This window comes from Nocardioides sp. NBC_00850 (assembly GCF_045207335.1).
GTDB lineage: Bacteria > Actinomycetota > Actinomycetes > Propionibacteriales > Nocardioidaceae > Nocardioides.
On sequence record NZ_CP108845.1, the window covers coordinates 5,925,722 to 5,944,766 of the forward strand.

A 19,045-nucleotide genomic window follows, 5' to 3' on the forward strand; every position below is an offset into this window, starting at 1 on the left:
ACAACCGACGCAAGCACTGGGAGGCTACTGGACTCAAGCAGAACATTTGGTTGACCAGAGCGCTCTCGGAGGACGCATGCGGGCAATTCAGCGGGCTATCGTCGGAGTCGGGCTTGCAGTCGTCGCCCTCGTCGCGATGGCACTGCTCATCGGCGGGATACGGTCGATCGGACCGGACCAGTCGAGCCGGCCCGCGCACCAGGCGACCGGCCTGCAGAACCGGCTCGCCGATGGCCCGACCGGTCCGCCCGAGCCCATCGACGCCGCCGAGGACACCTCGGTCGGCACGCTGCCTCCTCCGGCCGACGCCTCGCTCGCCACTCAGCTCGCCTCCCGTGACCTGCTCGCGCCGCCCGACTCGGCGCCGAACGCGAACCAGCCCACCGACGGCAGCACGCTGAGCGCCCGGAAGACGCGCGGCGGCGAGAAGTCGGACGAGACCTCTGGCCAGGTCCCGGCCATGCCCGGGCAGGACTTCACCGCGACCCAGGACGGCTGGGACTGGAGTCAGTGGGACGCGGATGGTTGGTACGGCGACAGCGACAACGGCGACGACTGCTGGCGCGACCAGCACTATGAGCACCGCTACGACCGCCGCGACGACTGCGACGAAGACGACCGGCGCGACTGAGCCTGCCTAGAGCACGCTCTCGACGGCCGCACGCACCTGCGGGCTGGGCTCGATGGCCTTCCCGGACTCCAGGTCGTAGAAGACCAGGGTGACCTGCCCGCGGGCGAGCCTGAGGTCTCCGTCGGCGATCTCCGACTCGATCGTCATCGACTTGGTGCCCAGCCGGGAGACGTAGCTCCACACGTCGTACGGCTCCGAGCGAGCCAGGACCGGCGCGTGGTAGGTGACGTCGGTCTGCGCGACCACGACGGACGGCCAGCCTTCGATGCCGTGGTGCGACCTGAGCCGCATCATCAGTGCCAGTCGCGACTCCTGGAAGTACTCGAAGTACTTCACATTGTTCACGTGCCCGTAGGCGTCGACGTCGGAGAAACGGACGAAGAGCGGGAAGCGCCCGTCCTCGAGCCGCTTCGGCTCACCCAGGGCGAGCGGCTTCGGCGACCATCCCTCGGGGTGGTCCTCGAGGTACGGCTGGAGGTTGGCCTTCTCCTCAGGCTTGAGCCGGCGCGGCGACTCGGTGGCGAAGACGTACGGCGCCAGGACGGTGCTCGCCCGCACGAAGACCTTGCGGGTGCCGTCGGGCTGGTCCCGGAAGATCTCGTAGGCCATCGTGAAGCTGGCCGCCCGGATGTCGGTCACCCATGACTCGACGTAGACCGGCGTGAAGTCGAAGAGCAGCGGGGCGACGTACGTGACCTGATGGCTGGCCACCACGACTCCCTCGGCCAGGCCCTGGGTCTGCGGGCTCCGGGCGTGCGTGCGCAGCATGTCCACGCGCGCCTCTTGGAGGTAGTCGACGTAGACGACGTTGTTGACGTGGCCGAGCATGTCGAGGTCGGCCCAACGCATGGGGCATTCGTAGAGGTGGCGCACGTGGCCGATCCTTCCAGATCATCTTGGGCACTGGGCCTGGCGACCAGACGCTGTCCGGGCGAGTATGGTGTCGACCACAGTTCTACCTACTCATCAGTAACCGGGAGTCTTCATGCCTGAGGCAGTCATCGTCGCCGCCGCCCGCACCCCGATCGGGCGAGCCAACAAGGGATCTCTGAAGGACTTCCGTCCCGACGACCTTGCCGCACTCATCACCAAGGAAGCCGTCGGCAAGGTCGAGGGCCTCGACCCCAACGACATCGACGACCTGCTGCTCGGGTGTGGTCTGCCGGGCGGCGAGTCGGGCAACAACATGGGCCGCGTGGTCTCCGTGCTGAACGGCTGGGACAAGGTGCCCGGCGCGACCATCACCCGCTACTGCTCCTCCTCGGTGCAGACCTCGCGGATGGCGCTGCACGCGATCAAGGCCGGCGAGGCCGACATCATCGTCTCGGCCGGTGTCGAGACCGTGTCCCGCTTCTTCAAGGGCACCTCCGACCACCTGCCCGACACCGTCAACCACCTCTTCGACGACGCCCAGTCGCGGACCACCGCGACCGCCGGGACCAACGAGAAGTGGCACGACCCGCGCGAGGACGGCCTGCTGCCGGACGTCTACATCGCGATGGGCCAGACCGCTGAGAACCTCGCCACCTCGCGCGGCATCTCGCGCCAGGAGATGGACGAGTTCGGCGTACGCTCACAGAACCTCGCCGAGAAGGCCATCGCCGACGGCTTCTGGGCCCGCGAGATCACCCCGGTCACCACCCCCGACGGCACCGTCGTCTCGGGCGACGACGGCCCCCGTGCGGGCGTGACCCTGGAGGCCATCTCCGGCCTCAAGCCGGTCTTCCGCGAGGACGGCACCGTCACCGCCGGCAACTGCTGCGCCCTCAACGACGGCGCCGCCGCCGTCGTGGTCATGTCGGACACCAAGGCCGCCGAGCTCGGTGTCACCCCGCTGGCCCGGATCGTGTCCACCGGCGTCTCCGGCCTCTCCCCCGAGATCATGGGCCTCGGCCCGGTCGAGGCGACCCGGAACGCACTCAAGTACGCCGGCATGTCGATCGGCGACATCGACCTGGTCGAGATCAACGAGGCCTTCGCGGCCCAGGTGATCCCGTCCTACCAGGACCTCGGCATCGACATCGACCGCCTCAACATCAACGGCGGCGCCATCGCCGTCGGTCACCCCTTCGGCATGACCGGCGCGCGCCTGCAGAACACCATGCTCAACAGCCTCGACTGGCACGACAAGACCACCGGTCTGATCACCATGTGCGTCGGCGGCGGCCAGGGCATGGCGATGATCCTCGAGCGCATCTGACACACCCCCTCGACTCGGCGCGTCTGCCCCAGGCAGGCGCGCCGAGTCGGCGTTTCAGCGCATCTCGATGCCGGGGCGGTCGCTGATCAGGTGGTCGGAGACGGCGTTCATCACTCGGCCCAAAGCCGCGAAGTCTTCCTCGCTGACCAGATCGATGAGGTAGTCGCGTACGCCGGTGACGTGGACCGGAGCCGCCTCGCGCAGCAGCTCGAGGCCACGCTCGCTGAGGGTGGCGACGACACCGCGGCCGTCGTCGGCCGAGTTGCGGCGTTCGACCAGTCCGGCACGCTCCATCCGGGTGATCGTGTGGGTGATCCGGGAGCGCGAGTGGGCCAGGGAGTCAGCGAGCTGAGCCATCCGCATGGCGCCGTCGTTCTCGGAGAGGCGTACGAGGATCTCGTACTCCGGGAGCGAGATGTCGAAGCGGGCGCGTAGATCGGCATCCAGGCGGTCATCGAGCAGGGTCATCCCCATCATCAGCGCACGCCAGGAGCGCTGTTGCCCTTCGTCCAGCCACCGAGTCTCATCACCCACGGGGCATTACGTTAGCCCTGTCTACGGGCTGTTCCATGCACTGGCACCCCTTAACGGCGAGGAAGTTGTCACCGAAGGTTCGATTCACACCCGGGACGAGAGCCCTGAAACAGCCGGGACCAACGGCAGAATGACCCGGGACCTTAGCCCGGCGATCGGACCGGCCCCCGAGCCTTCACAGGCCCTAGAAACAATTCGCCACGGCTCCAGGTAAAGGCGAAGATTGTTCGGTGTCGACTCCCCCTGCTCTCGGTCTCCGTGACTTCATAGCCGCACTTCCACGCGAGGGCCGCTGGCTCCTGTCGACGGTTGCGATCCAGCTCCTCGGTCGCGGCATGACGCTGCCGTTCACGATCATCTACCTGCATGAGGTACGCGGCTTCGACCTCGGTCTCGCCGGCACCCTGATGGGCCTGATCGCCATCGTCGGCTTCGTGGTCACCGGTCCGGCGGGCAGCCTGATCGACAAGTACGGAGCCCGTCCCGTCATCCTCGGCGGCCTGGTCTGCGCAATCGCGGGTGACGTCATGCTCGCCTTCGCCACCACCCCGGTGCTCGCCGGTGCGGCGCTGTGCCTTCTGGGCGTCCAGGCCGGGGTGTCCTGGCCGGCCGCGAACGCCCTGGTCGCCACCGTGGTCGAGGGTGAGCTCCGGCAGCGCTACTACGGGGTGAACTTCGCGCTGATCAACCTCGGCATCGGCGTCGGCGGCGTCATCGGTGGTCTCTTCATCGACGTGAGCCGGCCCGAGACGTTCACCTACGCCTTCCTCGCCAATGCCGCCACCTTCACGATCCCGGCCCTCGTCCTGCTCGGCCCGCTGCGTCATCTGCACGGCCGCGCCGCGCGACCTGCTGCCGACGAGCCCGACGCCACCGCGTCGTACGCCACGATCCTGCGCCGTCCGGAGGTCATCTGGCTGGTGGTGATCGGGGTGCTGCTCTCGACCCTCGGCTATGGCCAGATCGAGAGCGGGTTCCCGGCCTACTCGCGTCAGATCGCCGAGGTCTCCACCCGGGTCATCGGGTTCGCGTTCGTGGTGAACTGCGCCGTGATCGTGCTCGCCCAGTTCTGGGTGATGAACCGGGTCAGCGGACGCCGGCGCACTCGAGTGCTCGTCGCCACCGCCGCGATCTGGGGCCTGGCCTGGGTGGTGTTCGGAGCGACCGGCCTGGTGCCCGGCTCCGTCGCGGCCATCGTCGGCGTGGTCGCCTTCCAGGGGATCTTCTTCGCCCTCGGCGAGACGCTGATGCAGTCGGCCTACCCCGCCCTGACCAACGACATGGCGCCCGACCACCTGCGCGGCCGCTACAACGCGATCAACTCCGCCTCGTTCCAGACCGGTGCGATCATCGGCCCGATCCTGGCCGGGTTCCTGCTCGAGCACGGCCAGTCGACGGCATTCATCGCCCTGATGGTGGTCGGCTGTGTCGGCATCGTCGCCGCCTCGATGCGCCTGGAGCGCCGGATCACCCCCGCCGTGAACGGCGTACGCCCGGCGGAGACCCAGGAGCCAGCCACCCTGTGACAAACGCGCCGAGTCGGCTCGTTGTAACGAGCCGACTCGGCGTGGGTTTTGGTCAGAACGCGCCGACTCGGCGCGGGTTGGTCAGTCGCGGGTGAGGCGACGGTGGGTGACGCGGTGGGGGCGGGCGGCCTCCTGGCCGAGGCGCTCGATCTTGTTGGCCTCGTAGGACTCGAAGTTGCCCTCGAACCAGAACCACTCACCCTCCTTCTCCTCGGTGCCCTCCCAGGCGAGGATGTGGGTGGCGATGCGGTCGAGGAACCACCGGTCGTGGGAGGTGACCACGGCGCAGCCGGGGAAGTCGAGCAGCGCGTCCTCGAGCGACGAGAGCGTCTCGACGTCGAGGTCGTTGGTGGGCTCGTCGAGCAGCAGCATGTTGCCGCCCTGCTTCAGGGTGAGCGCGAGGTTGAGGCGGTTGCGCTCACCACCGGAGAGCACGCCGGCCTTCTTCTGCTGGTCGGGACCCTTGAAGCCGAAGGAGGCGACGTAGGCGCGCGAGTTCATCTCGAAGTTGGCGACCTTGATGAAGTCCAGGCCGTCGGAGACGACCTCCCAGACGTTCTTGTTGGGGTCGATGCCACCGCGGCTCTGGTCGACGTAGGAGATCTTCACCGTCTGGCCGACGTTGAGCTCACCTGCGTCGGGCTTCTCGGAGCCGGTGATCATCCGGAACAGCGTGGTCTTGCCGACACCGTTGGGGCCGACGATGCCGACGATGCCCGCACGCGGGAGCGAGAACGAGATGTCGTCCCACAGCGTGCGGCCCTCGAAGCCCTTGACCAGGCCCTTGGCCTCCATCACCACGTCGCCCAGGCGCGGGCCCGGCGGGATGTTGATGTCGGCGGTGTCGATCTTGCGGGCCTTGTCGGCCTCGGCGGCGAGCTCCTCGTAGCGGGCCAGACGCGACTTCGACTTGGTCTGGCGGGCCTTGGCGTTGGAGCGGACCCACTCCAGCTCCTTCTCGAGCATCCGGGCGCGCTTGGCGTCCTTGAGGCCCTCGACCTTGAGGCGGTCCTTCTTGGTCTCCAGGTAGGTGGAGTAGTTGCCCTCGTAGCCGTGGATCGAGCCGCGGTCGACCTCGGCGATCCACTCGGCGACGTTGTCGAGGAAGTAACGGTCGTGGGTGACCGCCAGGACGGCGCCCTTGTAGCTCTTCAGGTGACCTTCGAGCCACTGCACCGACTCGGCGTCGAGGTGGTTGGTGGGCTCGTCGAGCAGCAGCAGGTCGGGCTCCTGCAGGAGCAGCTTGCACAGCGCGACGCGGCGGCGCTCACCACCGGAGAGGTTGTCGACGAGCGCGTCGCCCGGAGGGCAGCGCAGCGCGTCCATGGCCTGCTCCAGCTTGGAGTCGATGTCCCAGGCGTTGATGTTGTCGAGGAAGGTCTGGAGCTCGCCGGTCTCGGCCATCAGGGCGTCCTGGTCGGCGTCGGGGTCACCCATCTCCATGTAGGCGTCCTCGAGGCGCTTCATCTTCGTCTTGATCTCGCCGACCGCCTCCTCGACGTTCTCGAGGACGGTCTTGCCCTCGGTCAGCGGCGGCTCCTGCTGGAGCATCCCGACGGTCGCGTCCTGGTCGCGGACGATGTCGCCGTTGTTGGGATGGTCCAGCCCCGCCATCAGCTTGAGCAGCGAGGACTTACCCATGCCGTTCGGGCCGACGACGCCGATCTTGGCACCGTGCAGGAACGAGAGGGTGACGTTGTCGAGGACGACCTTGTCGCCATGGGCCTTGCGCACATTGCGCAGGGAGAGGATGTAGTCGGCCATAGGGCCCACCCTAATGAGGGAGAGGCACGCCGGTACAACCGGCGCACCCCGCCACAGGGCCCGACACCCGCCCGGCTCACCTCACGCCGCCACAGACGTCTCCGTCTCGGCGGGCGCCTCGCCATCGTCCTCGGCCGCCGGCTTCTGGTCCCACGGGTCCGCGCCCGGGGCCCGCCAGCCGGCGAGCGGGTCGCGCTCGGGGTCGTCGTCGCGGGGTTCGGGGGCAGGGGCGGCGGCCGCGGCCAGGGTGCGCGGGTTCCGCGAAAGGCTGCTCATGCCGCGGTTGAGGTCGTGGCCGACGACGGTCGCCTCGACCTCGAAGGTGTTGACCTCGAGCCCGTCCTTGTTGACGTAGCTGCGAGCCGACAGCCGCCCCTGGACGACCACGGGGTCGCCCTTGCGAAGCGAGCGCCCGACGTTCTCCCCCAGCTGACGCCAGGCACTCACCGAGAACCATTGCGTCACGCCGTCGCTCCACTCTCCGGTGGACCGGTTGAGCTTCCGCGGTGTGCACGCCATCCGGAAGTTCGCGACTGAGAACTCACCGACGCTGCGCACGACGGGGTCGGCGCCGACGTGGCCGCGCAGGGTGATGATCGAGTCGTTCATCGTTGTCTCCTCAGTGTTCACGCCCGCCTGATGCGGGCCTCGGAGACAACCCTGCGCTCGACCACCGACAGTTCCGGGCGGCGTACGTCCGCCTGTGGACAACCCCGGATCGAACCGTGCCTGTGGACAGTGATCGGCCCGCAGACCGGTCAGCGCAGCGCTTTGGCCACCCCGTGCCGAAGGGCGGTGTAGGCGGCCAGCTCCGTCTCGATCGGGTCGACGACGAGCTCACGGGACACGTCGGCGACCGCCGTACGCAGCCGCGCATCGGCCGCCCGCGCCCGCCGTCGAGCGGTGCTGATCACCAGCAGATGGCACACGGCCCACAGCACCAGCCCGAGCCCGACGCCCCCGATGAAGAGGACGTACGGCAGCTCGACCCCGGCAACAGAGGGCGTCACGTCGCCGATCTGAGCGGCTCCGGAGAGAAGCAGCGCTATCGACCACACCAGCCCGACGGTGGCGAGGATGATGAGGAGCCACTGGAGAGCCTTGACCAGACCGGTCCACAGCGGCAGCCGCTCGGCGTTCAGGTCGACTCCACCGACCGAGGCGTCGAGCCTGTCGGCGAGGTCATCCATCCGCGAGACCGATGCCCGTCGGATCGCGTCGCGCCACGGCGAGGCGAGCCCGGCGCCGGCCTCGTCGGCCAGCTGACGCACCTCGGTGTCGACCCGCGCGCGCTCGACGGCGGTGGTCTGCGGCAGCGAGGTCCGGGCGCGCCCGGCCAGCTGGGTCGCCTCCTCCCCCAGCGCCAGGTGAAGCCGCTTCAACGGATCCGGCCTCAGCCGGGAGACCCACGAGACCAGCGGCCAGCCCGTGGCCGCACTGGCCCGGGTGCGTACGGACCGCTCGACCGCGTCCACCACTGTCGGCACCCCGGCGGCCTCGGAGATGGCGTCCTCGAGGGCCTCCACCCGGGGCTTGGCCAGGGAACGCGGCTTGGCGTCACCGGACGCCTTGGCGAGCTTCACGGCAGCGGTCTTGATGTCGGCGGAGAGCCTGGACTTGTTGGCCCGCTTCGCCGCGGCCCGCTGGGCGATCTCGGTCTTGAGCTGCGGGATCCCCCAGCCGAGCTTGGCCGAGACCGGGATCACCGGGACGTTGCGCAGCCCGTCCTGGTCGAGCAGGCGGCGTACGTCACCCAGCATCGACTCACGACGGTCCTCGGGAACGCGGTCGATGTGATTGAGCACCACGACCATGATCTCGGAGTGGGTCCGGAGCGGCTGCAGGTAGCGGTCGTGGATGGCCGCGTCGGCGTACTTCTGCGGGTCCAGCACCCACACCAGCATGTCGGCGAGCTCGACCAGCCGGTCGACCTCGAGATGGTGGGAGACCTCGGTGGAGTCGTGGTCGGGCAGGTCGAGCAGCACCACGCCGTCGAGCTCGTGCCCCTCACGGCGGGTGTCGAGCATCGAGTCGCGGGTGGTCTGGTGACGCTCGGGGATGCCCAGCCACTCGAGGAGCTCCTGAGCACCCTCCGAACCCCACACGCAGGCGGTCGCCCAGGAGGTGGTCGGGCGACGGACACCGACGGCGGAGAGCTCCAGCCCGGTCAGGGCGTTGAACGTGGACGACTTACCCGAACCGGTCGCCCCCGCGACCCCGACGACCGTGTGGTCGGCGGAGAGCTTGAGGCGTCCCTGAGCCTTGTTGACCACGGCGCGCGCGTCCTCGACGAGTCCGTCGTCGAGGCGCCCCGTCGCCGCCACGGTCGCAGCGGTCAGTCCGTCCAGCCGATCGCCGAGATCTCCACCTCGGCTGACCAGGTTCTTTGCACCTTCGAGCAGGCCGCTCAATGATCCCCCTTACCTTCCTGAAATGTTTCAGTCTGACAAGTCTCAGCCATCGCCGCGCTGGCTGGCGAAACGGGCGTCGCCGACCTTCCGCGCAGCGTGCCGCAGTCGCTCCGGTGCACCATGGTCGATCTGCAGCGCGTCGACCTGACCCGTGTAGCGCGCACGCTCCTCGTCGACGAGCCCCACGATGCGTACCTCCAGCGCCTTGCGCGCCCGAGACGCGAGCCCGCGCACGGCCTGGTCGCCGAAGACCGCCTCCAAGAGCTTCTGGCCGAGCAGGAGGGTGCCGCCGGCGATGCCCACCTCGGCACCGACGAGCGCTCCGCCGGTGGAGGCGAAGACGACCACCATCAGCGCGACGCCGAGGCCGTTGACCCCGTAGGAGAGGAACTTCGCGGTCGTACGTTTGTCCTGACCCTCGCTGCGGACCATGTCGAGCACGTCCTGCTGCCAGTCGCGCACCGCACGCTCGGCCTTGGGCCGCAGCGCACGCGAGGCGCGGCCGAGGTCGGCGGGGCCGGCGGCGAGCAGCCCGCGTCCCGCAGGACTCATCTGCCAGGCCGCCTCTGCCCTCTCGGCAGCTGCCTCGCACTGCTCCAGGGTCAGCATCTCCAGGCCACCCTGCACGGCCGCGGTCACCCGTTCGGCCTGCTGCGGCTTGCCCTTGATCGAGCCGAGGATCTTGTCGCGAAGCATCCCCACCTTCGTCTCGAGCGCCTTGAGGATCTCGCCGCTGCCGACGAACTCCTGCCAGCGCGCGAGCACCTCGCCGCGCAGCAGCGTCCCGTCGGCGGTCGCCGCCATGATCGACCTGAGCGCTTCGTCGTAGGCCATGTCCGCATCGGTACGCAGCCGCTGCGCGGCCTCTCCCTGACCGTCCGCGGTGTCGGCGATCGGGTGGACCTCAAGGGTCAACGCCCGCACCGCACCGTCGAGGGTCTGGGTGACGACCTGGTGTCGCGCGGTGGCGTCGTCGGCGAGCATGTCGAGCCAGGCGCGTACCTCGGCGACGTGTTCGGCCGGCAGCAGCCCGTGCTCGGAGACCTCGCCCTCGTGGACGATGAAGAGCGGTGAGTCCTTGAGCCCGCGCGAGGCGAGCATCCGGGCCAGGTGGCCGGCGACGGTCTGGACGGCCTCGGTCGGAGTGCGGTCGAGCACCACTGCCACCGCGGTGGAGCGGTTGGCGGCGAGCTGGAGGAACTCCCAGGGCACCTGGTCGGCGTAGCGTGCGGCCGAGGTGACGAAGACCCACAGGTCGGCCGCGGCGAGCAGCTCGGCCGCGAGCACCCGGTTGGCCTCCTCGACCGAGTCGACGTCGGGCGCGTCCAGGATCGCCAGGCCGGGGTGGAGTCGGTCGCTGGCGACCAGCTGCAGCGCGCCGGGGTCGTTGGTCGGGTGGTTGACCCGCTCCAGCTCGGGAAGCAGGCGGTCCTGGCCGAACCAGCGGCCGTCTTCGGGGTTGTGCACCAGCACCGGCGAGCGGGTCGTCGGCCGCAGCAGCCCCGGAGTGGTCACCTTGGTGCCGACCAGCGAGTTCACCAGCGTCGACTTGCCGGCGCCCGTGGAGCCGCCGACGACCGCGAGGAGCGGCGCGTCGATCGTCATCATCCGCGGGATGACGTAGTCCTCGAGCTGCTCGACCATGTTCTGCCGGGCGGCCCGCTGCTCGTCGGCGCCGGGTAGGTCCAGCGGCAGGGTGACCTCGGTCAGCGCCTGGTGGAGCTGGATGAGCGAGGTCACCATCCGGTTGCTCTCGCCGCCGGACGCCTCGATCTCGGCCCGGGCGGCCTCGAACTCAGTGGTCGGCTTCTCCGCGAGCATCCCCGCCGTCAGCGCCTCGTAGGCCGCCGGCCGCGTCTCAGGAGCCTGCTCCGGCGCGTTGTCGTCGTGTCTGTGTTCGTCACTCATCCGATCATCACCTGCCCGCTCGGGAACGCGATGTGTGGACGTACCTCACTGATGCGGTCAACGTATGCCCTCCCCCGGGCGGCGAAGTCTGGCGGCGGGTTGCCGCGCAGGAATCGCCAGTGCAAGTATCCGAGCTCGATGGCAGCCTGCTGGTATTCACGCATGGCCGCAACCCCCTGAGCCCCTCCGTGGGTCGACGCGAACCTCCGCGCCTGCTCCCGACGCCGCAGATCGACCACCCAGCCGATGTCGGTGTAGGGAATCAGCCCGCGTTGGGCGGCGTCGGTCAGCGACCGGGTCAGCACGATGCGCTCGGACTTTCGCCGCCACACCGCGAAGACCACCATCGAGACGAACGCGGGCACCATCACCACGACGTACGCCAGCAGGAAGCCGGCCCCGTCATAGAGCAGTGTCGAGCCGTTCCAGGTGCCATGGGCGAGCACCGCGATGGCGTAGCCCAGCAGCGGCGCCACGACCTTCAGCCAGCGCTTGCGCGTCACCACCGCGATGCCGATACCGATGCCGGTGAAGGCGGTGAAGAGCGGGTGCGCGAAGGGGCTGAACAGGCAGCGCATCACGAAGACGGCGGTGAACTCACCGATGTGTCCCGTGGAGCTGTCGCCCATGCCGGGCGTGCCGTTGTAGGTGCCGCCCAGGTAGAGGATGTTCTCGGTGAAGGCGAAGCCGATGCCGACCATGCCGGCGTAGACGATCCCGTCGAGCACCCCGTCGAGGAGGTGGCGGCGCCAGACCAGGAGCACGAAGAGGAACAGCCCCTTGGCCGCCTCCTCGGTGACCGGAGCCACGATCGCGAGCTGGGTCGGCTGGCTCCACCCGGCGAGCAGGGCCCCGACGCTCTGCACGATCAGCGCGGCGGCGACCGCGACGAAGGCGCCCCACCCCAGGCCGAGCGCGAGCAGCGACTTCGGCTCGGGTTCGTAGCGGTCCAGCCACAGGAAGGCATAGACCAGCGGCACCACCGGGATGGCCGCGAAGAGCACTCCCAGGATCGCGCCGGTCGGGGCAAGATGGTCGTTGACGACGCTGGTGCTGAGCAGAACGATGCCGAGCACCGGCAAAGAGGTCAGCACGACAAGCACGCCCACCACGATGGTGAACGTGCGGTTGCTTCTCGTCGGATCCTTCGGGATCGCCCCCATGCGCGCCAGACTATCGGGCGTGCGGACCGCACGCGCGACCCGACACCGATCGAGACGTCCCCGCCACCCGCGTAGCCTGGGAACTCACGAGCGTTGTCGATTCGGCGCGGCGTACGATTCCGGTATGACGGACAATGGCGCCCCCACTCCTGCAGACGACCACACCGAGAGCCACGACCAGACGGTTCCGGAGGCGTGGTCCAAGTTCATGAGGGAGGGCTGGGACGACCGCGAGGTCGAGGTTCCCGAGCATCCGATCACGCCGTGGGCGGCCGCCCGCCGAGAGCGCCTCTCGGGCATCTTCCCGGGTGAGCGCCTGGTCGTCCCGGCCGGCACCTACAAGGTCCGCGCCAACGACACCGACTACCGCTTCCGCGCCGACACGGCGCACGTGCACCTGACCGGCAACCAGACCTCCGACGCCGTCGTCGTGATCGAGCCGGACGGCACCTCGGTCCTGTACGCCCGCCCGCGCAGCGGCCGCGACACCGACGAGTTCTTCCGCGACCGTCAGTACGGCGCGCTCTGGGCCGGTGCGCGTCCCTCGGCCCGTGAGCTCTCCGACTCGCTGGGCATCGAGGTACGCCACGTCGACCAGCTCGAGTCCGACCTCTCCGGCAGCACCCCGACCCGCGTACTCCGCGGAGTCTCTGCCGACGTCGACAAGCTGGTCGCCCCGGCCGAGGCCTCCCGCGACGAGGAGTTCGCCAAGGCGCTCTCCGAGCTGCGCCTGATCAAGGACGAGTGGGAGCTCGGCGAGCTCAAGGAGGCCTGCGACATCACCGTGCGGGGCTTCACCGACGCGGTGCGCGAGTGGGACCAGGTCCTGAAGCACGGAGAGCGCTGGATCGAGGGCACCTTCTTCCGCCGCGCCCGCGCGGAGGGCAACGACCTCGGCTACGACTCGATCGTCGGCGGCGGCTCCCACGCCACCACGCTGCACTGGATCGACAACGACGGCCCGATCGTCCCCGGTGAGCTGGTGCTGCTCGACATGGGCGTCGAGGGCCACAACCTCTACACCGCCGACATCACCCGCACCCTTCCCATCTCCGGGACGTTCACGCCGCTGCAGCGCAACCTCTACGAGCTCGTCTACAAGGCCCAGCAGGCCGGCATCGAGGCGATCCGCCCGGGCGTGACCTTCCGGGCCGGCCACTTCGCCGCCATGGAGATCCTCGCCCACGGCCTCGACGACCTCGGTCTGCTGCCCGTCTCGGTCGACGAGGCGCTCTCCGAGGACAACAAGACCTACTCCCGCTGGACCCTTCACGGCGTCTCCCACATGCTCGGCCTCGACGTCCACGACTGCGCCTCCGCATCGAAGGAGGCCTACATCGAGGGACCGCTGCAGGAGGGCATGGTCCTCACCGTCGAGCCGGGCCTCTACTTCCAGAAGGAGGACAAGCTCGTCCCCGAGGAGCTGCGCGGCATCGGCATCCGCATCGAGGACGACATCGTCGTCACCAAGGACGGCTCCGTGAACCTCTCCGCCGGCCTGCCGCGTACGGCCGACGACGTCGAGGCGTGGATGGGTCAGCATCTGTGACGTGAATGCTGACCGAGGTAACTCAGTCGAGTCGCGCTTCCCTCGTGGAGTTCCACGAGGGCAGTGGCTGCTGACCGAGTTACCTCGGTCAGCAGCCGCCGTGGCCGGCTGCCTCGCCCTGGCCTCGGCTCTGATGGCGTGCAGTCCAGGAAGTACGCCGCGGCAGCAGCCCGCTGCATCGCCATCAGCGACGGCGTCCCCGTCCCCCTCCGCCTCGAGCGGATCGGACGACGTCTTCGAGGGAGCGGTGGTCGGGATCGACCCGGGCCACAACGGCGGCAACGCGGGCGCGCCGGAGGTGATCAACGAGCCGGTGTGGAACGGGCGCTCGCAGAGCCCGTGCAACACGACGGGCACCGCGACCGACGACGGCTACCCGGAGACCGACTTCACCTGGGCCGTGGCCACGAAGCTCGCAGCCGATCTGCGCGAGTCCGGCGCGAAGGTGGTCATGACCCGCGACAGCAACGACGGGGTCGGGCCGTGCATCGACGAGCGGGCGAAGATCATCAACGACGCGAAGGCCGACGTCGCGATCGACATCCACGCCGACGGCGCGGCCGCCTCCGAGCGGGGCTACTCGCTGCTGATCCCGGTGCCGTCGGGCACCAACGACGAGGTCGTCGAGCCCTCGCGAAGCTACGCCCAGCTGCTCCGCACCGAGATGCGGAAGACCGGGATGCCGCTGGCTTCCTACCTCGGTGCGGGCGGGTTCGTGGAGCGCGACGACCTGGCCGGCCTCAACCTCACCACGGTGCCGCAGGTGCTGCTCGAGACCGGCAACATGCGCAACCCCGAGGACGCGCGCCTGCTGAAGTCGGACCGGTTCCAGGCGCGGACGGCCGCCGCCATCAAACGGGCGATGGCGGCGTACCTCCGCGCACGCTGAGCTCAGGTCAGCTCAGAGCTTCGTCCACTCGACGGGCTCGAGGTTGTACTCCTCCGCGATCGGCCCCCACGCCTTGGCCGCCGCCTTCTTCGGGTCATGGCTGGCCAGGCTGAGCGTGGTCGCCTTCTCCAGCTTGCCCTTGCCGCCCACGCACTCGCCGTCGGCGTTGACCTTGCGCTTCTCGCCCCAGGCGGCGAAGGCCAGGTCGGCGTTCTGCGAGGTCATCCACGCGGACTCGAGGTTCTTGACGAGCTTCCGCGACCCCGGGAGTACGGCGGTGTCGATCTTGGCGACATCCGCAGCCAGCTTCTCGCGGGAGGCCGCGGCGTCCTGGAAGGTCTGGATCGCCTCGTCGATGTTCTCGCAGGCCTCGAGGTCGGCCTGAGCGGCACCGATGGCCGCCTTGTCCTTGGCCGAGGTCTTGATGAGGTCGTCGATCTTCTTGGCCTCGGCCGCGGCACCGCCCTCGGCCGTGGTGGCGCCCGTGGCGGAGCCGGTCTCGGCGTTGGCGTCGTCGCCGTTGCTGTTGATCAGGCCGATGACGAAGGCGATGATCGCGACCACGACGGCCAGCGCGAGGACGATCAGGCCCCAGCGCTTCAGGTCGAGACCACCAGGTCCCTTGCCCTGACCGCCCTGACCGCGCTGCGGCTCGTAGCGGGCGTCGTAGCCGTTCCCGTACGGGTCGTAGCCCTGCGGCGCCATCGGCGGCGGTGCCGGGGTGTTGGGCCCACCGCCGACCGGCGGCTGCCCGACGAGGGTGGCGTCGGTGTAGGGGTTCTGGCCGTAGGGGTCACCGTACGGCTGGCCGAACTCGTCCTGGGACCGGTCCTGCGGCTGGCCGTAGGGCTGCTCGTACGCCTGGTCGAAGCCCTGGTCGGGGCCCTGGCCGTACGGCTGGTCGTAGGGCTGGTCGTAGCCCTGCGACCACTGGGCCTGGTCCGGCTCGAGCTGCGGCGCGAGCGGGGCGTAGGCGGGGTCGCCGTACGTCGGAGCCTGCTGGCCCTGGTCGGGCTGGCCGAACTCGGGCTGGCCGTCGTCGTAGCGCGACTCCGGCGCCGGGGCGTCGAACTGCGGCTGCGGCGGCGCGAACTGCTCGAACTCGTCACGCGGACGGGTGCCCCCGGAGGCCTCCTCGTCGACGGCGTCGAACCGTGGGCTCATCGCGACCTGGGTCTCGTCGGGACGAGCCGGCTCGGGCTGGCGTCGCTCGACCGGCGGCATCGCCTCGTGAGTCGCCTCGTAGGCCGCCTCGGGGGCCGGCCCGCCGAACTGCGGGGCGGGCTCGACGAAGGTCGGGTGCTCCGCGCTCTGGTGGTACGCCGCGGCCGGACGCTCGGGCAGCGGAGGCGCGGCCATGGGCTCCGGGATCTGCGGCACCTGCGGTTCCGGCATCTGCGGCGCGGGGGCGGGCGGCTCGGGCGCGCGCTCGTGTGCCGCCGGCCGCGTCGGCAGATCCGGGAGCGGCGCCGGCGCGGCCGCCTGTGCCTCCGGCTCAGGCACGGGCTCCGGCTCAGGGGTCGACTCGGGCTCCTCCGCGACCTTCTTTCGCTTGGGCAGGAAGAGCGACTGCGACTGGGTGGCGAGCTCCGGCTCGAACTTCGGCGTACGCGCCGCCAGCCCGAACAGGCCACCACCGTCCGAACCTGCCGGCGGCGGGGCCATGCCACCACCGAAGGCCGGCTGCTCACCGCTGGGCGTGGTCATGCTCAGCTGGGGCGCCATCGAGGCCCCCGGCGTACGCCTGACCTGCTCGAGCGGCAACGGGGCCGGCTCCGTGTCGGCCTCGGGCGCGGGCGCAGCAGCTCCCTGCCCACGCCTCGGCAACGACAGACCACCCTGCTCAGGATCGGCACCCCGCTGCGGCAGTCGCGGCGGTGCGACCGGCTCCGGTGCACCCTGCGACGGCGGCTGATGAGCGCTTCTGACGGGGGTCCCACAACCTGTGCAGAAGCGCATACCGGTGACGGCTGCACCGCACGAGGTGCACATGGACTCCATAGTCATGTCCGGGGACCTTACCGATGATCGGGCCCAGTCTCGAACCCTCGTGGTCCGCCAATCGGACACTCACGTCGACAGTGCGGGGACAGTGCACCCAAATACCCCCCACACCTTGGTAACACTCCGGCCAGCGTTTCGGATTCCGATGCACACAAGGGATACGGGCACCGGTAAGATCGTGCGCGGCCTGCGCAAACCCCCTTCCAGCGGGGTGCTCACACAGGCCACGCCTCCGTAGCTCAGCTGGATAGAGCATCGGCCTTCTAATCCGACGGTCACAGGTTCGAATCCTGTCGGGGGCGCCACAGGAAATTCGTGTGGGTTAAATCATGCACTCGCGCGTGTTTCGGCGGCGACCGCCGCAGCATCCGGCCGCCCGGCGTACAGGGTCCGGAAGAACGGCAGGGTGCGGTGCACCATCGGACCGATGAGCAGCGCCTCGGCGACCGTGCCGATGCCGACCATTCCGCCGAGGAGCCAGCCGATCGCCAGCACGGTGATCTCGACGCCCGCACGGCAGAGCCAGACCGGGGCGCCGGTCCGCTCGTGCAGGCCGGTCATCAGGCCGTCGCGCGGGCCCGGGCCGAGACCGGGCGCGATGTAGATCCCGGTCGCCGCGGCCAGCAGGAGCAGGCCGCCGCTGAAGAGCGCCACCTGGGCAACCAGGTCCGACGGCTGCGGAAGCAGCCAGAGGCCGATCTCCGCCGAGGTGCCGACGAGCAGGACGTTCAGCACGGTGCCGACGCCGGGCCGCTGTCGCAGCGGGATCCAGAGGAGCAGGACGACGAGCCCGATCAGGTTGGTCATCATCCCGAAGGAGATCCCGGTGATCTCGACGAGTCCCGATGCCAGCGTGTTCCAGGGCGCCAGGCCCAGCGAGCCCTGCACGAGCATGGCGAGTGCGATGCCGTAGAGGAAGAGTCCAGTTATCAACCAGGAGAGCGACTTCACAGAGAGATCCTTCACGATTGCAAAGCCAATCACGGGTCCAATCGAAGGTAAAGAAGCCAATCGCGGTAAGGTGGCCTCATGCCTCGCGGAAGAATCGGTGCCACTGCGCTCGCTGGCCTGCTCGGTCAGTGGCAAGGGGAGGGCCCGGCGTACGAGAACCTCGCCGAACGGATCCAGCTGCTGCTGATCGACGGCCGACTCTCCGCCGACGTACGTCTCCCCTCCGAGCGCGAGCTCTCCGAGCGGCTGATGCTGAGCCGCACCACGATCACGGCCGCCTACCGGCGCCTGCGTGAGCACGGGTACGCCCTGAGCGTCCAGGGGTCGGGTACGACGACGAAGCTCCCACCCACCGCACCCGACTCGTTCACCGAGGGCGGCGAGATCGACCTGGTCAGGGCCACCCTGCCCGCCACCCGGCGGCTCCCGGAGGCCGCGGTCGAGGCGACCCGACGGCTGGCCGACCACATGACCGGCCCCGGCTACACACTGTGGGGCATCGAGGAGCTCCGCGCCGAGATCGCGGCGCGCTACACCGATCGCGGCCTGCCGACCGACCCCGACCAGATCATGGTGACCACCGGTGGCCAGAGCGCGATCGCCCTGCTCGCCCGCACCGTGATCAGCCGCGGCGACCGGGCCTACGCCGAGAGCCCGTCCTACCCCAATGCGTACGACGCCCTGAGCCTCGCCGGAGCCCGGATCATCACGAGTCCGGTGACCACCGACGCCGGCTGGGACATGCCGGCGATGGAGGCGGCCATCGCCCGGACCACCCCGGTGATGGCGTACGTCATGCCCGACTTCCACAACCCGACGTCTCGCTCGATGTCGACCGAGGACCGGCTCCGCCTGCTGTACGCCGCGGCGAAGGTCGACACCCTCCTCGTGGCCGACGACACCACGGCCGAGCTGAACATCGACCGCCCTCACACGTTCCCGCCGCTGGCCGCGATGGCCGGCGAGCACCAGGCCCGCGTCGTCCACATCGGCTCGGCGAGCAAGATGCTGTGGGGCGGGCTGCGGGTCGGCTGGATCCGCGCCGACCCGGTGCTGCTGACCCAGATCGCCAGCGGCCGCTCGGCCACCGACCTCGGCACCCCGATCTGGGAGCAGCTGGTCACCACGATCCTGTTCCGGCATCTGCCCGAGATCCTCGAGGAGCGCGCCGCGCAGCTCGCCGCCGGCCGCGCCGCGCTCTACCACGCGATGCGCGAGCACCTTCCCGACTGGGAGCTGCCACCGCGTATCGACGGCGGCCTCTCCGCCTGGGTCGGCCTGCCCGCGCCGGTCAGCTCCCAGCTCACTCTCGCCGCACGCCCCCACGGACTGCTCGTCACCGCCGGGCCCAGGTTCGGGGTCGACGGCGCCTACGAGCGCCACCTGCGGCTGGCGATCACGCCCCGCCCCGAGCTCGTCCGGCGCGGGGTCGAGATCCTCGCCGAGGTCTGGCCGCGCGCCGCCTCCACCCCGGCTCTGGCCCTCACCACCTCCGAGGCCGTCGTCTGACCGGAC

General features: G+C 69.7%; 15 protein-coding genes and 1 tRNA gene. 7 read left to right on the plus strand and 9 right to left on the minus strand.

Annotation, left to right across the window (positions count from 1 at the left end; translation table 11 throughout):
- The first annotated feature begins 76 nt into the window (after nt 1–76).
- A complete protein-coding gene (locus OH802_RS28705; protein ID WP_406023762.1) occupies nt 77–631 on the plus strand; it encodes a hypothetical protein in 555 nt (184 codons plus the stop codon).
- Between the two features lie 6 nt (nt 632–637).
- Here the strand turns inward: OH802_RS28705 and OH802_RS28710 are convergent, their stop codons facing one another.
- Nucleotides 638–1,480 (minus strand): acyl-CoA thioesterase, encoded by an 843-nt coding sequence (locus OH802_RS28710; RefSeq protein ID WP_406023763.1) that lies wholly within the window; start codon nt 1,478–1,480, stop codon nt 638–640.
- A gap of 136 nt (nt 1,481–1,616) precedes the next feature.
- Between OH802_RS28710 and OH802_RS28715 the strand changes: the two genes are divergently transcribed.
- Nucleotides 1,617–2,831, plus strand: coding sequence for an acetyl-CoA C-acetyltransferase (locus tag OH802_RS28715; protein ID WP_406023764.1), 1,215 nt, complete (start codon nt 1,617–1,619; stop codon nt 2,829–2,831).
- A 54-nt stretch (nt 2,832–2,885) separates the two neighbouring features.
- Here the strand turns inward: OH802_RS28715 and OH802_RS28720 are convergent, their stop codons facing one another.
- Nucleotides 2,886–3,365, minus strand: a complete 480-nt coding sequence (locus OH802_RS28720) for a MarR family winged helix-turn-helix transcriptional regulator (protein WP_406023765.1) — start codon at nt 3,363–3,365, stop codon at nt 2,886–2,888.
- A gap of 230 nt (nt 3,366–3,595) precedes the next feature.
- Between OH802_RS28720 and OH802_RS28725 the strand changes: the two genes are divergently transcribed.
- On the plus strand, nt 3,596–4,891 hold the full coding sequence (locus OH802_RS28725; protein WP_406023766.1) for an MFS transporter: 1,296 nt from the start codon (nt 3,596–3,598) through the stop codon (nt 4,889–4,891).
- 81 nt (nt 4,892–4,972) lie between these two features.
- Here OH802_RS28725 and ettA read toward each other — a convergent pair whose 3' ends face one another.
- From ettA to OH802_RS28750, 5 genes are all read right to left on the minus strand, one after another.
- A complete protein-coding gene (ettA, locus tag OH802_RS28730; RefSeq protein ID WP_378819475.1) occupies nt 4,973–6,655 on the minus strand; it encodes an energy-dependent translational throttle protein EttA in 1,683 nt (560 codons plus the stop codon).
- 81 nt (nt 6,656–6,736) lie between these two features.
- Nucleotides 6,737–7,264: a single-stranded DNA-binding protein gene (locus tag OH802_RS28735; RefSeq protein ID WP_406023767.1), complete on the minus strand. Its 528-nt coding sequence runs from the start codon at nt 7,262–7,264 to the stop codon at nt 6,737–6,739.
- A 149-nt stretch (nt 7,265–7,413) separates the two neighbouring features.
- Nucleotides 7,414–9,066, minus strand: a complete 1,653-nt coding sequence (locus tag OH802_RS28740) for a GTP-binding protein (RefSeq protein WP_406023768.1) — start codon at nt 9,064–9,066, stop codon at nt 7,414–7,416.
- Between the two features lie 42 nt (nt 9,067–9,108).
- Nucleotides 9,109–10,974 (minus strand): dynamin family protein, encoded by a 1,866-nt coding sequence (locus tag OH802_RS28745; RefSeq protein ID WP_406023769.1) that lies wholly within the window; start codon nt 10,972–10,974, stop codon nt 9,109–9,111.
- A complete protein-coding gene (locus tag OH802_RS28750; protein WP_406023770.1) occupies nt 10,971–12,137 on the minus strand; it encodes a PrsW family intramembrane metalloprotease in 1,167 nt (388 codons plus the stop codon). Before OH802_RS28750 ends, OH802_RS28745 begins: the two co-directional genes overlap by 4 nt.
- Nucleotides 12,138–12,261: 124 nt before the next feature.
- Here OH802_RS28750 and OH802_RS28755 point away from each other — a divergent pair, with 124 nt between their 5' ends.
- Both OH802_RS28755 and OH802_RS28760 read left to right on the plus strand, forming a co-directional pair.
- The gene (locus OH802_RS28755) at nt 12,262–13,686 is read left to right on the plus strand and encodes an aminopeptidase P family protein (RefSeq protein ID WP_406023771.1); all 1,425 of its coding nucleotides are present in this window, start codon (nt 12,262–12,264) and stop codon (nt 13,684–13,686) included.
- Between the two features lie 247 nt (nt 13,687–13,933).
- Complete coding sequence (locus OH802_RS28760; protein WP_406023772.1) at nt 13,934–14,575, plus strand: N-acetylmuramoyl-L-alanine amidase; 642 nt, start codon at nt 13,934–13,936, stop codon at nt 14,573–14,575.
- 12 nt (nt 14,576–14,587) lie between these two features.
- Here OH802_RS28760 and OH802_RS28765 read toward each other — a convergent pair whose 3' ends face one another.
- On the minus strand, nt 14,588–16,339 hold the full coding sequence (locus OH802_RS28765; protein ID WP_406023773.1) for a hypothetical protein: 1,752 nt from the start codon (nt 16,337–16,339) through the stop codon (nt 14,588–14,590).
- Between the two features lie 468 nt (nt 16,340–16,807).
- On the opposite strand from OH802_RS28765, the gene OH802_RS28770 reads away from it, so the two are divergent.
- A tRNA-Arg gene (locus OH802_RS28770) sits at nt 16,808–16,884 on the plus strand.
- 22 nt (nt 16,885–16,906) lie between these two features.
- On the opposite strand, the gene OH802_RS28775 is transcribed toward OH802_RS28770, so the two are convergent.
- Nucleotides 16,907–17,530 (minus strand): YitT family protein, encoded by a 624-nt coding sequence (locus OH802_RS28775; protein WP_406023774.1) that lies wholly within the window; start codon nt 17,528–17,530, stop codon nt 16,907–16,909.
- 78 nt (nt 17,531–17,608) lie between these two features.
- Here OH802_RS28775 and OH802_RS28780 point away from each other — a divergent pair, with 78 nt between their 5' ends.
- Nucleotides 17,609–19,039: a PLP-dependent aminotransferase family protein gene (locus OH802_RS28780; protein ID WP_406023775.1), complete on the plus strand. Its 1,431-nt coding sequence runs from the start codon at nt 17,609–17,611 to the stop codon at nt 19,037–19,039.
- Nucleotides 19,040–19,045 lie beyond the last annotated feature (6 nt).

What these genes read in the sequence shown, in the direction of transcription:
- OH802_RS28705 (WP_406023762.1), top strand. Translation starts at nt 77, where the DNA reads ATGCGGGCAATTCAGCGGGCTATCGTCGGAGTCGGGCTTGCAGTCGTC.
- OH802_RS28710 (WP_406023763.1), bottom strand. Translation starts at nt 1,480, where the DNA reads ATGCGTTGGGCCGACCTCGACATGCTCGGCCACGTCAACAACGTCGTC.
- OH802_RS28715 (WP_406023764.1), top strand. Translation starts at nt 1,617, where the DNA reads ATGCCTGAGGCAGTCATCGTCGCCGCCGCCCGCACCCCGATCGGGCGA.
- ettA (WP_378819475.1), bottom strand. Translation starts at nt 6,655, where the DNA reads ATGGCCGACTACATCCTCTCCCTGCGCAATGTGCGCAAGGCCCATGGC.
- OH802_RS28735 (WP_406023767.1), bottom strand. Translation starts at nt 7,264, where the DNA reads ATGAACGACTCGATCATCACCCTGCGCGGCCACGTCGGCGCCGACCCC.
- OH802_RS28745 (WP_406023769.1), bottom strand. Translation starts at nt 10,974, where the DNA reads ATGAGTGACGAACACAGACACGACGACAACGCGCCGGAGCAGGCTCCT.
- OH802_RS28750 (WP_406023770.1), bottom strand. Translation starts at nt 12,137, where the DNA reads ATGGGGGCGATCCCGAAGGATCCGACGAGAAGCAACCGCACGTTCACC.
- OH802_RS28755 (WP_406023771.1), top strand. Translation starts at nt 12,262, where the DNA reads ATGACGGACAATGGCGCCCCCACTCCTGCAGACGACCACACCGAGAGC.
- OH802_RS28780 (WP_406023775.1), top strand. Translation starts at nt 17,609, where the DNA reads ATGCCTCGCGGAAGAATCGGTGCCACTGCGCTCGCTGGCCTGCTCGGT.